The sequence below is a fragment of the Massilia sp. Root418 genome (genome assembly GCF_001425265.1).
Lineage (GTDB): Bacteria > Pseudomonadota > Gammaproteobacteria > Burkholderiales > Burkholderiaceae_D > Rugamonas.
Window position 1 is genome coordinate 24,053 of sequence record NZ_LMEC01000001.1, and the last position, 13,721, is coordinate 37,773.

Annotated in this window: 9 protein-coding genes; 7 read left to right on the top strand and 2 right to left on the bottom strand. The window is 65.6% G+C overall.

Translation table 11 applies throughout. The annotated features are described in order from the left end of the window. Window positions 1–8: 8 nt before the first annotated feature. Entirely contained in the window at window positions 9–2,261 is a 2,253-nt protein-coding gene (locus ASC94_RS00090; RefSeq protein ID WP_082615959.1) for a penicillin acylase family protein, read from the top strand. Window positions 2,262–2,339: 78 nt separating this feature from the next. Continuing rightward, the gene (locus tag ASC94_RS00095; protein ID WP_056388952.1) at window positions 2,340–3,743 is read left to right on the top strand and encodes a hypothetical protein; all 1,404 of its coding nucleotides are present in this window, start codon (window positions 2,340–2,342) and stop codon (window positions 3,741–3,743) included. 25 nt (window positions 3,744–3,768) lie between these two features. Here ASC94_RS00095 and ASC94_RS00100 read toward each other — a convergent pair whose 3' ends face one another. Together ASC94_RS00100 and ASC94_RS00105 are read right to left on the bottom strand one after the other, a co-directional pair. Next, window positions 3,769–4,959, bottom strand: a complete 1,191-nt coding sequence (locus ASC94_RS00100; RefSeq protein WP_056388955.1) for a PLP-dependent aspartate aminotransferase family protein — start codon at window positions 4,957–4,959, stop codon at window positions 3,769–3,771. Further along, entirely contained in the window at window positions 4,956–6,332 is a 1,377-nt protein-coding gene (locus tag ASC94_RS00105) for a cystathionine beta-synthase (protein ID WP_056388958.1), read from the bottom strand. The genes ASC94_RS00100 and ASC94_RS00105 overlap by 4 nt, the downstream gene beginning before the upstream one ends. Before the next feature lie 223 nt (window positions 6,333–6,555). On the opposite strand from ASC94_RS00105, the gene ASC94_RS00110 reads away from it, so the two are divergent. The 5 genes from ASC94_RS00110 to ASC94_RS00130 all read left to right on the top strand — a co-directional run bounded on the left by ASC94_RS00110 (window position 6,556) and on the right by ASC94_RS00130 (window position 13,636). After that, on the top strand, window positions 6,556–8,175 hold the full coding sequence (locus tag ASC94_RS00110) for an ATP-dependent endonuclease (protein ID WP_056388960.1): 1,620 nt from the start codon (window positions 6,556–6,558) through the stop codon (window positions 8,173–8,175). 96 nt (window positions 8,176–8,271) lie between these two features. Then, window positions 8,272–8,826, top strand: a complete 555-nt coding sequence (locus ASC94_RS00115; protein ID WP_056388962.1) for a thymidine kinase — start codon at window positions 8,272–8,274, stop codon at window positions 8,824–8,826. 114 nt (window positions 8,827–8,940) lie between these two features. Continuing rightward, a complete protein-coding gene (locus ASC94_RS00120) occupies window positions 8,941–10,638 on the top strand; it encodes a phospholipase D-like domain-containing protein (RefSeq protein WP_056388965.1) in 1,698 nt (565 codons plus the stop codon). A gap of 65 nt (window positions 10,639–10,703) precedes the next feature. After that, the gene (locus ASC94_RS00125; protein ID WP_056388967.1) at window positions 10,704–11,240 is read left to right on the top strand and encodes a hypothetical protein; all 537 of its coding nucleotides are present in this window, start codon (window positions 10,704–10,706) and stop codon (window positions 11,238–11,240) included. A 143-nt stretch (window positions 11,241–11,383) separates the two neighbouring features. Continuing rightward, window positions 11,384–13,636, top strand: coding sequence for a carboxy terminal-processing peptidase (locus tag ASC94_RS00130; protein ID WP_056388969.1), 2,253 nt, complete (start codon window positions 11,384–11,386; stop codon window positions 13,634–13,636). Window positions 13,637–13,721 lie beyond the last annotated feature (85 nt).

Here is a 13,721-nt window from a genome sequence, read left to right on the forward strand (position 1 = left end):
TGGGCCGTATGTCGAGATTGCATCTTCTGCTTGCGGCCGCCTGTGCCGTTTCCCTGTATGCGCAGGCTGCGCATCAGCAGCCGCCGCCAGCCGCGCCAGTGGTCACGCCACCCGCGGCGCCCGCGCCAAAGGCCGAGGCAGCCCGCCTCAAGGCCCTGGCGCAGCGCGTGACCATCCTGCGCGACAAGTGGGGCATTCCGCACGTCTATGGCCAGACCGATGCGGATGCCGTGTTCGGCTTGCTGTATGCGCAGGCCGAGGACGACTTCCACCGCGTGGAACTCAACTACATCAACGCCATGGGCCGCTTGGCCGAGGTGCAGGGTGAAGCCGAGCTCTACCGCGACTTGCGCATGAAGCTGTTCATCACGCCGGACAGCCTGAAAGCCCAGTACGCCGCCAGCCCGGCCTGGCTGAAAAAGCTGATGCGCGCCTGGGCGGACGGACTCAACTACTACCTGCTGACCCATCCGGAGGTAAAGCCGGCGCTGCTGGCGCGCTTCGAGCCGTGGATGGCGCTCAGCTTCAGCGAAGGCAGCATCGGCGGCGACATCGAATCGGTAGACCTGAAGGAGCTGGAACGGTTCTACGGCAAGGCGCCAGCGACTGCTCCGGGCGCTCCCGCCGCACCCGCCGTGGCCCTCGCGGGAAGCGACCTGGACCACGAGCCGAGCGGCTCGAACGGTTTTGCCATCGCGCCCGCCATCAGCAAGTCCGGCCACGCGCTGCTGATGATCAACCCGCACACTTCGTTTTATTTCCGGCCTGAAGTCCAGGTCAACAGCGCGGAAGGGCTGAATGCCTACGGCGCCGTCACCTGGGGCCAGTTCTTCGTCTACCAAGGCTTCAATGACCGCCTGGGCTGGATGCACACCTCCGGCGGTGGCGACGTGATCGATGAATTCCTCGAAACCGTCAGCGCCAGGGACGGCAAGTATTTCTACAGATACGGCCGCGAAGAGCGCCCGGTGAAGGCGGTGCAGATCCGCCTGCCGTACCTGACCGCCGCCGGCATGGCCGAGAAAACCGTCACCGCCTACTTCACCCACCACGGCCCGGTGGTGCGCTCGGCCGAGGGCCGCTGGGTGTCGGTGAGCATGATGAACGAGCCGCTCAAGGCCCTGCAGCAATCCTGGCTGCGCACCAAGGCGCGCAGCTACGCCGAGTTCTACAAGGTAATGGAGCTGCGCACCAATTCGTCCAACAACACCGTGTATGCGGATGCGGACGGCAACATCGCCTACTTCCACGGCAATTTCATTCCCGTACGCGATCCGCGTTTCAATTATCGCAAGCCGGTGGACGGCAGCGACCCGGCCACCGACTGGAAGGGCCTGCACGCGGTGAAGGACACTATCCAGCTGCTCAATCCGAAGAACGGCTGGATACAGAACACCAACAGCACGCCGTTCACGGCGGCCGGTCCGCACAGCCCGAAACAGGCCGATTACCCTGCCTATATGGCGGCCCAGCCGGAAAATCCGCGCGGCATCCACGCAGTGCGGGTACTGGAGAACAAGAAGGACTTCACCCTGGACAGCCTGATCGCGGCGGCCTACGACAGCCAGCTCACCGCCTTCGAGCCGCTGCTGCCGCAACTGTTCGCTGCCTGGGAAGAGCTGCCGGACGGCGACACGCTCAAGTCCAGCCTGGCGCCCCAGGTGCACGTGCTGCGCCGCTGGGACATGCGCTACGCGCTGGCGTCGGTGCAGACCTCGCTGGCCATCTACTGGCTGCAGGACCTGGCCAAGATCTTCGGTCCGGCCGCCAAGAAGCAGGACATGCAGGTGCTGGACTATATCGCCACCCAGCTGGCGCCGCAGGAGCGCCTGTATGCACTGGCGCGCGCGTCCGCCAAGCTGAACGAAGATTTCGGCACCTGGCAGACGCCGTGGGGCGAGATCAACCGCTTCCAGCGCCTGACGGGCGACGTGGTGCAGCCTTTCGACGATAGGAAGCCCAGCATCCCGGTGCCTTATGCGTCCGGCAACTGGGGTGCGCTGGCGGCCTACGGCCAGACCTCGCCGTCGAAGACCCGCCGCATCTACGGCGAACGCGGCAACAGCTTCGTGGCGGCGGTGGAGTTTGGCAAGCGGGTGCGCGCCAGGAGCATCCTGGCGGGCGGCCAGAGCGGCAATCCAGCCTCGCCGCACTTCATGGACCAGGCCGAAATGTACGCGCGCGGCGAGTTCAAGGATGTGCTGTTCTACAAGGACGATGTGGAAAAACACCTGGAGCGCAGGTATCACCCCGGGGAGTGAGGGGTTCGGCTGCCTTGATTGACGCAGGTCATGGCAGCTGATCCCTGAGGGCACATGCTGTGGCGTAGGAGGTGCGCCATGGCAGATTTGGAAAAACGAGACGGACCCGCGCGCCCGGTCCAGATCCGCGACTTCATCTTTGTGCGCGAGCTGAGCGAAGTGTATCTGCTGCTCGATTTCATTTCCGGCCGCTGGGACAAGGGGCTGGAGCCGGACGTGCAGTCGCTCATCAAGGAAATCTGCGAGATCGGCTGGCCGCCCGAGGACGGCACCGCCTCGCTGGCGCACCAGGCAGCCATCCTGCTGCAAGCCAAGGACAAGCTGAACGCCGCCGCCAAGCCGGCCAACGGCGCCACCATCGCCTTCACGCTGCTGGTGGTGGGCGAGGATGACCCGCGCCGGCGCAAGGGCTGGCGCTTGCCGGCAACCGGGCGCGGCCGGGAGCACCCCGCTGCCGAGGGGCCGCCAGACAGCCCGGGCGGCGCAGGGCAGGACGGCCAGGATGGCGGTGGCGACCTGATCGCGCCCGGCGGCGGCTTTACGCGGCCGCCCACGCGCATGTCGCTGGCGCGTACCGCGTTTCCCGGGCTGATAGGCCCGGCGGACAAGTTCAGCCGGGGCATCTGGCGCATCGTGGTGGGGCTGCTGGTGTGGCTGGTGTTTACCTGCCTGCTGTCCTGGAACGTCACGGCGGGCAATGTGATCCTGACCCACCTGGACACCCTGCGCACGCAGCAGCGCGAGCTCACTGTCCGGCTGTCGGAGGCCGAGTCCAAGCTGGCGGCGGACGAACTGGCGCGCCAGCTCAAGGGGGCGCCGAATCCGCCGGCCATGCCTGCGCCGCCGCTGCCGCTGGTGGTGTATTGCGATCCGGCCCGCGCGCCGCAGCTGGACGCCACGCCGCTGGCGCAGCGCTACCGCAGCATGGAGGAATACCACTTGTGCGCGCAGGACAGCCGGCTGGACCGGGAGCGCTCCGTCACGCGGCGCAACCTGGCGGCCTGGCTGCAGCCATGGAAGGCGCTGTACCGCACCTCCACCTACTTCCTGGAACCGCTGCCCGAGCCCAGGCCGCGGCCGGGCCGTGCGCCGCGCCAGGGCGGCGACGAGGAAACCGCGCGCATCCTGACCCTGGTGCTGGGCAGCGCCGTGCTGCCGCTGTGCTACGGCATCCTGGGCGCGGGAGCGGCGGTGGTGCGCGACCTGTGGCGCAAGATGCGCGAGAGCATGCTCTCGCCGCGCGACTATTCGCTGGCCCTGGGCCAGCTGGCGCTGGGCGCCACCATAGGCGCGTGCATCGGCCTGTTCGTCAACGCCAGCGGCACCGGCAGCACGGCCGAGCCGGGCGTGGCCGGGGCTTGGACCCTGAGCGGGTCGGCGCTGTCCTTCATCGCCGGTTTTGGCGTGGAGGGGGTGTTCCAGGCGATGGAAAGCTTCGTGCGGCGCGTATTCAACGTGCCGGACCCGGCCAGGCCGCGCTGAGGGCGGCTGGCCGGCGCGGCTTGGCTCAGATCGCGTCCAGCGCGTGCTGCAAGTCCTGGCGCAGGTCGGCCAGGTCTTCGATGCCGACCGACAGGCGGATCAGCCCGTCGCCGATGCCGAGCGCAGCGCGCTGGGCAGCCGGGATGCTGGCGTGCGTCATCAGCGCCGGGTGCTCGATCAGGCTTTCCACGCCGCCCAGGCTTTCAGCCAGCGCGAACACTTCGCAGCGCTCCAGGAAGCGCCGCGCGCCGGCCAGGTCGGTGTTCAGGTCGATGGAAATAATGCCGCCGAAGCCTTCCATCTGGCGCCTGGCGAGCGCGTGCTGCGGGTGCGAGGGCAAGCCCGGATAGAACACCTTTTTTACTTTGGGCTCGCGCTCCAGCCATTCGGCCAGCTGCAGTGCGCTGGCGCAGTGGCGCTCCATGCGGATGGCCAGGGTTTTCACGCCGCGCAGCGCCAGGAAGCTGTCGAAGGGGGAGGCGATGGCGCCCACCGAATTTTGCAGGAAACCCAGCTGCTCGCGCCACGCGGCCTGGCGCTCCTCGCCTGCCACCACCGCGATGCCGCCGATGATGTCCGAGTGGCCGTTCAGGTACTTGGTGGCCGAGTGCACCACGATGTCGAAGCCATGCTCCAGCGGGCGCTGCACCAGCGGGCTGGCAAAGGTGTTGTCGGCCACGGCAATGATGTCGCGCTCGCGGCAGATTTTCGCGATCGCCTGCAGGTCGGCCAGCTTGAGCATGGGGTTGGTTGGCGTTTCCACCCACACCATGCGGGTTTCGGGGCGCAGCGCGGCCAGCAGGTTTTCCGGGTTGGTCAGATCCACATAGGTGAAGTCGTGGCCGGCGCTGCGGCGGCGCACGCGTTCGAACAGGCGGTAGCTGCCGCCGTACATGTCGTCGCCGGCAATGATGTGGGAGCCGGCGTCGGCAATCTCCAGCACCGTGGAGATGGCGGCCAGGCCGGAGGCGAAGGCGTAGCCCTGGGCGCCGCTTTCCAGGTCGGCCACGCAGCGTTCCAGCGCCCAGCGGGTGGGGTTGTGCGAGCGCCCGTAGTCCAGGCCCTTGTGCACGCCGGGGCTCTCCTGCACGAAGGTGGAGGTGGCGTAGATGGGCGGCATGATGGCGCCGGTGGACGGGTCCGGCGCCTGGCCCGCGTGGATCACGCGGGTGGCCAGGTGGGCTTTAGGGTGGTTTGGCTTGGTGTTTGAGCTCAAGATAAAGTCCTGCGCAAGTGGTTGAGGAGGTCAAAACGGGTAATCAGGCCGTAGAACTTGCCGCCATCGGCCACCACGGCGGTCAGGCCGCGGTCCAGCGTGCTGCGCAGCGCCTGCACGCTGGCGGCGGGATGCAGCGTTTCCAGGCGCGAGGTCATGGTGGCGCCCACCAGGCTGCTGAACTGCTCGGCGTGGTTGTCCACCTTGAGCAGCAGGTCGGATTCGTCGATGATGCCCACCAGCTTGCCCTGCTCCAGCACCGGCAGCTGGGCCAGGTCGGCCGCACGCATGCGGTTGAAGGCCACCAGCAGGGTGTCGGACGGGGCCACGCTGACCACGTCGCCTTCGTCGTAGCGGCGGCCGATCAGGTCGCGCAGGTCGCCGGTGCGGGGGCGCTGGACCAGGCCCTGGTCCACCAGCCAGCCGTGGTTGTACATCTTGGACAGGTAGCGGGTGCCGGTGTCGGCCACGAAGGTGACCACGCGCTTGGGCTCGGTCTGCTCGCGGCAGTACTTGAGCGCGGCCGCCAGCAGGGTGCCGGTGGACGAGCCGCCCAGCACGCCTTCGGCGCCCAGCAGGGCGCGCGCGCTGTCGAAGCTTTCCTGGTCGGTGATGGTGTAGGCCTTGCGCACCGAGCGCATGTCGGCGATGGAGGGGATGAAGTCCTCGCCGATGCCTTCCACCGCCCAGGAGCCGCTGGTATCGGACACCTTGCCGCTGTCGATGTATTCGGCCAGGATGGAGCCTTTGGGGTCGGCCAGCACGAATTCCAGTTCGGGCTGGACCTTGCGGAAGAAGTTGCTCAGCCCGGTCAGGGTGCCGGAGGAGCCGACGCCGACCACGATGGCATCCACCTCGTGGCCCATCTGTTCCCAGATCTCGGGCGCGGTGGTGGTTTCGTGCGCCAGCGGATTGGCGGGGTTGTTGAACTGGTCGGCGTAGAAGGCGCCGGGCAGTTCGCGCGCCAGGCGGGCGGCGTAGTCCTGGTAGTACTCGGGGTGGCCTTTGCCCACGTCCGAGCGGGTCATGTGGACCTCGGCGCCCAGCGCCTTCAGGTGCAGCACTTTTTCGGTGGACATTTTGTCGGGCACCACCAGCACCACGCGGTAGCCCTTGATGCGGCCCACCAGCGCCAGGCCCAGGCCGGTGTTGCCGGCGGTGGCCTCGATGATGACGCCGCCCGGCTTGAGCTTGCCTTCCCGCTCGGCCGCCTCGATGATGGACAGGCCGATGCGGTCCTTGATCGAGCCGCCGGGGTTCTGCGATTCCAGCTTGAGGAACAGGCGGCAGGGGCCGGTGTCCAGCCGGGTGACTTCGATCAGCGGGGTATTGCCGATCAGGCCGAACAGGGCGGCCTCGTTAGGTTTGTTCATAAACACTCCTCGCTTCGAAATGGCGCCGGCCGATTGTGTCGGCCGCGCTTTCCGTGAAAAGGGCGGATGTTAGGCCGCACCCTGCACGCTGGGAAGGAATCATTCTGTGCTTGTATATGCAATTTTTGCATTTTTATAGTATGCGCCAAATTTGCCGTTTTGGTTTGAGCACCATCGTGGCGCGGCTAAAATTCGGCTCCGGGAACACCAACGTGGGGCGAACATGCACATCAGCCAATTGTCGTTTTGCGGCATCCGCCGCGCCAACCCTTTCCGGATGGAAGAGGGCGGCGATCCGTTTCTTGCTTGGAGGGAAAAGCGGCAATGGCTGAAGTTCGGCATGGTGAACGTGTTTATCGGCGCCAATGGCGGCGGCAAGTCGACGGTGCTGGACCTGATCGACGCGCTGCGCCAGCCCGCCAAACTGGCGAGCCTGCCGCGCGAGAACGACAAGCGCACCGCCTTGACGGCGTTTGAGATCCATTTCGCGGACGAGGCGCGCCTGTTCGCCCTTGCCCTGCCCAATTTTGTCGACAACAAGCCGCTGGCCGCCAACCTGGCGGGCCCCGGCGGCCGCCACCTGGACACCCAGTTCGTCAATTTGCTGGGCCTGCGAGGCGAGCAGCAGCTGTTCTCTTTTGAGAAGAATGTCAGCAAGCTGGCGCTCGATGCGCAGTCGGCGGACGAGCTGCAGTCCATGTTCGGCGCGCTCGACTGCAAGGTGGCGTACTGGGAGCCCGGCTTCCAGGCTGGCTTGGATGAGCTGATCGGCGTGCTCAACGGAGCGGGAGCGCACCTGCCCGGCATATTGTCCGACGACACGGCAATCGAGTTTCCCGACGACGCGGTGTCGGGCACCTACAAGCGCCGCCATCCGTTCTACCGGCACGATGAGGACCGCGTGGGCGTGTGGCTGTCCGACGACCAGACGCAGAGCAACCACGTGCACGTGGCGGCCCTGCCGGCCGGCTGGCGGCGCCTTGCTGGCGTGCTGGCCTGGCTGCGTCGCCAGTACGATGCCGTGTGCCTGCTGGAGGAGCCGGAGACGCATTTGCATCCGCGCCTGCAGCGCTACCTGGCCAGGGAAATGGAAGCCATTGCCGGGAGCAACGGCTTGCAGCTGTTCATCGCCACGCACTCAACGGTCTTCCAGCAGCCGAGCGTGTGGGACGGGCCCTTGCACCTGTTCGAGGCCAGTGGCGAGCGCATCCTCGACTGCAGCTCCGCCGCGCGGGTGCTCGACGCCCTGGGCCTGAAGGGCGCCGACATTTCGCAGACCAATGGCGTGATCTGGGTGGAGGGGCCGTCGGACCGGATGTACGTCAAGCACTGGCTGGCGCTGTACGCCGCCGCTACCGGCAAGCGGCCGCTGCGGGAGAATGCCGACTATTCCTTCGCCCTGTACGGCGGTTCCCTGCTGCCGCATTTCAGCGCCGACGGCGGCGGCGACCTGATCGCGCTGCTGCAGCTGAACCGTAATATGGCCTTGGTAATGGACCGGGATCTCGACTTCGTGGCAGACGGCAAGGACGGCCTGCGGTGCCTTGATCCGGCCTCGGCGAAAGCACGGATCCTGGCGGAAATGCGGGACCTGGGCGCGCCTTCTTGCTACGCCTGGGTGACGGACGGCTATACGGTGGAGTCCTATTTGCCGGACGCCTTCAGGAATGTATATTTCGAGGAAGAGGGCGGCAGGCTGAAGCTGCGCAAGGGCCGCAAGACGGACATCGCGGCGCGCTATGCCGCTGCGCACGGCGACCTGTCGGCCTGCAGCTGCATGCCCGAGGCACTGGCGCAGCACGCCGCCCGCTTGTACGCGGCGGTGGCGCAATGGAGCAGCTAATGCGCGGGTGCAAGGCGCGGGGGGCGTTTGGGTGCCCTTTCCCGCCGCGCGGGTTCACCCTTATAATTCCATAACGTGAAATCAAGGGATTCAGCAGTGGCAAAACTTTACTTCCGATACTCGGCCATGAATGCCGGTAAATCGACCGCGATGCTGCAGGTCGCGCACAATTACGAAGAGCAGGGGCAGACCGTGCGGCTGTTTACCGCCGCCATCGACAACCGCTACGGCGTGGGCAAGGTGACGTCCCGCCTCGGCCCGCAGCGCGAGACTGAAGTATTCGACGCCGGCACCGACTTCCTCAAGCTGATTGATCAACGCATCGCCTGCTTGCTCATTGATGAAGCGCAATTTCTCACCACGGTCCAGGTGCAGCAGCTGCACAAGCTGGCGCAGGTGCGTGGCATTCCCGTCATCACCTACGGCCTGCGCAGCGACTTCCGGGGCGAGCCTTTCCCCGGCTCGGCCTATCTGCTGGCGCTGGCGGACGATATCGAGGAACTCAAGAACATCTGCACTTGCGGCAAAAAAGCAACGATGAATATCCGCGTGGACCAGGACGGCAAGCGCATGAAGGAAGGCGAACAGATCAGCATTGGCGGCAATGAGAGCTACCGCCAGGCTTGCGGCCGCTGTTTCTACTCCGAATAGCGCGGCTGCGTTTTGACGCGGCGCAATAATGCGTGAGTTTGTGGCGTCCGCGATCTGCTAAGCTTCCTTGGTTGGAATTGTCAATTTGATATTTTCATACTGAGGGGAGCAGAGATGAGCCATATTCAACTGGGTGCTTACTGCAATACCGACGACACGTTCCTGGTCTGGAAAGCCGATGTGCTGGAGGGCTGCCTCGGCTTCGCCATTGAACGCATCTGGCTGCACAGCGACCAGCCCGGCCGGGTGCTGAACCAGGCCGAATACCTGGTCAACCGGGTCGGCTTCGCCGGCGACGCGGCGGCCGGGCCGAACCAGCGCCAGCCGTCCAACGTGTGGCCGTTCCAGCGCTATAACTGGACTGACCACGAGCTGGCCTTCAAGGATCGCGCGCGCTACCGCGTGGTGCCCATGGTGGGGGCGCCGGGTGCGCTGGAAGCCAGGGAGGAATGGGCCAGCGCGTGGGTGGAGGTGGAGGCGGTGCAGCCCGGCCATGGCAAGCTGAGCTGCTTTTTCAACCGGCCCATGGCCGCATCGCCGTGGATGGCGCGCATGGTGGCCGAGCAGGGCATCCACAGCTCCACCGAGCTGGTGGAAACCATCGCCGACGTGTCCAGCAAGGCGCTGCGCAATTTTTGCGGCGGCACCCTGGTCGTGGCTTTGCGCCGGCTGTTCGACCATGCCGACCGCCATCCCGATGTGCACCTGTACGCGGCGCTGTTCGAGCTGGAGGACGAGGAGGTGGTGCGCCGCTTCTGCAAGCTGGGCGGGCGGGCCCACATTGTGCTGTCCAATGGCAGCGCCAAGGCGAGCGAGCCGGACGCCAACGCGGTGGGGCGCGCGCTGGTGCGCGAAGCCGGCTGCGAGGTGGTGGACCGGATGACATCGCTGCCCGGGCAGGTGGGCGACCTGGGGCACAACAAGTTCATCGTGGTGGTGGGCGGCGACCAGCCGCTGCGCGTGTGGAGCGGTTCCACCAATCTGACGCCGACCGGCTTGTTTACGCAGATTAACAATGCGCTGCTGGTGGAAAGCGGCGAGCTGGCCAGCCAATATCTGGCACAGTGGCAGCGGCTGGCCGAGTCCGGCAGCGGCTTGCCGTCCACCCTGAAGAAGAGCAATGCGGCGCCGGGCGCCGGCACGCAAAGCCCGGCCCGCATCGAACCGTGGTTCACGCCCACCGTGAAGCAGGGCGACCTGAAGCGGCTGCAGGCGCTGGTGGAGGGGGCGCAGGAGGGCATCCTGTTCCTGTCCTTCATGCCGGGTCAGAACGGCCCGGTGCTCGATGTGCTGGAAGAGCGCGCCGGCGGCACCTATGTGCGTGGCGTGCTGAACCAGTTCGTGGGCGGCGCCAAGGGCAAGCTGATGGCGGCCCTGGTGGGCGGCAGCGCGGCCGACCCGATGGACCTGGATGTCTTCAAGCCGTCCGGCATCAAGCAGCAATTCGCCTTCTGGGCGGCCGAATTCATGCGCGGCGGCAAAATCTCGGTGCTGGTGCACAGCAAGGTGCTGTGCATCGATCCCTTTGGCGACCATCCCGTGGTGGTGACCGGCTCGCACAATTTCTCGTCGCTGGCCTCGGAAAGCAACGACGAGAACTTCCTGATCGTGGAGGGCGACGCGGCATTGGCGCAGGCTTATGCCACCCATATCATGTCGGTCTACAATCATTATCGCTGGCGGCAGTACGTGGCCGCCACCCTGGCGGACCAGGGCACGCCGTGGCAGAAGCTGGACGCCAAGCCCGGCTGGCAGCAGTCCCGCGTGGCCTCCGCCAGGCAGCAGGACGAGTGGCGGTTCTGGCTCAAGTAGTGAGCGGGCAGGGCGGCGGCGTGATAGTTGTGCCGCAAGGAGCGGAAACTCGGTAGAATTCGCTCATGTTTGATTGCGCCGCCATCGCCCCCGCCTGGTTCTGCCAGCACCGCGATGTGCTGCTTGACGTGCTGCTCTACCTGGCGCCATCCCTGGCGCTGGCGCTGGTGATCCGGCGCCTGTCTTCAGTTCATCCCGTGTTTTTCCTGTTCACCCTGGCCGGCACCATTTGCCACGAGCTGGCGCACTTCTGCGTCGGCGTGCTGACGGGCGCGCGGCCGGCCGGCTTTTCCGTGGTGCCGCGCAGGGTGGGGCGCAACTGGCAGCTCGGCTCAGTGAGCCTGACCCGGGTGCGCTGGTACAACGCCGCCCCGGTGGCGCTGGCGCCGTTCCTGGTGGCGGCGGTGCCGCTGGCGGTGGCGCTGTGGCGGACCTATCCCGGCTGGCACTTCCAGCCGCTGGACGCGCTGCTGGCCTTTGCCGTGGCGCCGCAATTCCTGGCTTGCTGGCCGTCCGCCGTGGACTGGAAGATCTCGCTGCGTTCGTGGCCCTATGTTGTCATTGGTGCAGTGGCCTGGTCCGGGTCACGATTCGTTACATAAATAAAGGCGCATTGCCTTTAATCATGCCTTAAGCTTGCTCGCTGAAACTGCATGTTCCAGCCCGCCGCCGCAGGCCTGCTATCCTGTAGAATAAAGCGGAGCTGGACCAGTTTTCCATGAAATCAAAGTTTTGGAGTAAGCCGATGAAGAAGCAGATGCTGTTGAGCGCGATCGCGCTGGCCGTTTCGGTACAGGTGGGCGCCGCGGCGCCCGAAAAGGCAGCGGACGTCGTCAGGCCGCAAGCGGTGCAGTCGCAGGCCGCGTTGTGGGCATCGCACGTCATGTCGCGCTATCACTACAAGGCTACCCCGCTGGACGATGCGATGTCGGAGAAGATCTTCGACCGCTACTTCAAGTCGCTGGACGGCGAAAAGCTGTTCTTCGTGCAAGCCGACGTGGACCAGTTCGCATCCATGCGCACCAAGATGGACGACGCCATCATGTCGGAGAACCTGACGGTGCCGTTCGCCATCTACAACCTCTACCAGCAGCGCTTTAACGAGCGCATCACGTATGCCCGCGAGCTGCTGAAGACCAAATTCGATTTCACGGCCGACGAGAGCTACCAGATCGACCGTGAAAAGGCCGAGTGGCCCAAGAACGAAGCCGAAGTCAAGGACCTGTGGCGCAAGCGCGTGAAGAACGACTGGCTGCGCCTGAAGCTGGCAGGCAAGGACGACAAGGCCATCCGCGAGACGCTGGACAAGCGCTACGACAACTACATGAGCCGTTCGCGCAAGCTGAACAATGAAGACGTGTTCCAGATCTTCATGAACGCCTACGCCATGTCGATCGAGCCGCACACCAACTACCTGGGCCCGCGCGCGGCCGAGAATTTCGACATCGCCATGCGGCTGTCGCTGGAAGGCATCGGCGCCCAGCTGCAGCAGCGCGACGACTACACGGTGGTGCGCGAAGTGGTGCCGGGCAGCCCGGCAGCGCTGTCGGGCAAGCTGAAGGTGGGCGACCGCATCGTGGGCGTGGCGCAGGGCGAAAGCGGCAACTTCACCGACGTGGTGGGCTGGCGCATCGACGACGTGGTGCAGCAGATCCGCGGCGCCAAGGATTCCGTGGTGCGCCTGCAGATCCTGCCGGCCGACGCCGGTCCGGACGGCAAGCTGGCGCAGCTGTCGCTGGTGCGCAAGAAAATCAGCATGGAAGAGCAGTCGGCCAAGAAATCCATCCTGGAAGTGCGCGACGGCACGGCCAAGCGCCGCGTGGGCGTGATCTCGCTGCCAACCTTCTACCTGGACTTCGAGGCGCGCCGCAAAGGCGACAAGGACTATAAGAGCGCCACGCGCGACGTGGCCCGCCTGCTGGCCGAGCTGAAGAAGGAAAAAGTCGACAACGTACTGATCGACTTGCGCAACAACGGCGGCGGTTCGCTGACCGAGGCGGTGGAACTGACCGGGCTGTTCATCGACAAGGGCCCGGTGGTGCAGCAGCGCAACGCGCAAGGCAAGGTGGAAGTGGAAAGCGACACCAACGCCGGCCTGGCGTGGGACGGCCCGGTGGGCGTGCTGATCAACCGCAGCTCGGCGTCGGCGTCGGAAATCTTCGCCGCCGCGATCCAGGATTACGGCCGCGGCCTGGTGATCGGCGAACCGTCGTTCGGCAAGGGCACCGTGCAGACCCTGGTCAACCTGGACCGCTACTCGCAGGGCGACAAGCCGCGCTACGGCGAGCTGAAGATGACGGTGGCGCAGTTCTTCCGCATCAACGGCGGTACCACGCAGCTGCGCGGCGTCACCCCGGACATCAACCTCCCGTCCATGTCGGACCCGGAGAGCTTTGGCGAGTCCAGCTATGACAACGCGCTGCCCTGGGTGGCCATCAAGCCGGCCGTCTATATTCCGGCGGGCGAACTGAAGGACATCGTGCCGCTGCTGGACAAGAAGCACGAGGCGCGCGTGGCCAAGGACAAGGACTTCCAGTACCTGGCCGAAGACATAGCCCTGGTGAAGAAGCAGCGCAAGGACAACACCATCTCGCTGAACGAAGCCGTGCGCCGCAAGGAGCGCGATCAGCAGGAGGCGCGCGCGAAGCTGCGTGAAGCCCGCCTGCTCAGCCTGGTGTCCTCGCCGGACGATCCGGTCCTGATCCCGGACGCCAAGGAAGCGCTGAACAAGGCGATTTCAGCCAAGCCGGCCAACGCCAACGCCAAGGCTGCGCGCCAGGTAGCGGCGGTGAAGGGCGCGCTGCGCACCGACGACGGCCTGCAAGCCGACGAGCGTGGCCTGAGCGCCGAGCTGGACGCGGAGAAGGCCGCCAAGGCTGCCAAGGATGTACTGCTCAATGAAGCGGTGCACATCCTGGCGGACGAAGTGAGCCTGCTGAAAACCGATACCCGACTGGCTTCCCGCGTGCTCCCATACGCAGCCGACGTGGGAAAGTAGGGATTTTTGCCAAGTTATACGCATCACTTATTTCTCTCATCACCAATATAAAGTAGAAATATTTGATGCTGTGCGGCATCATAAC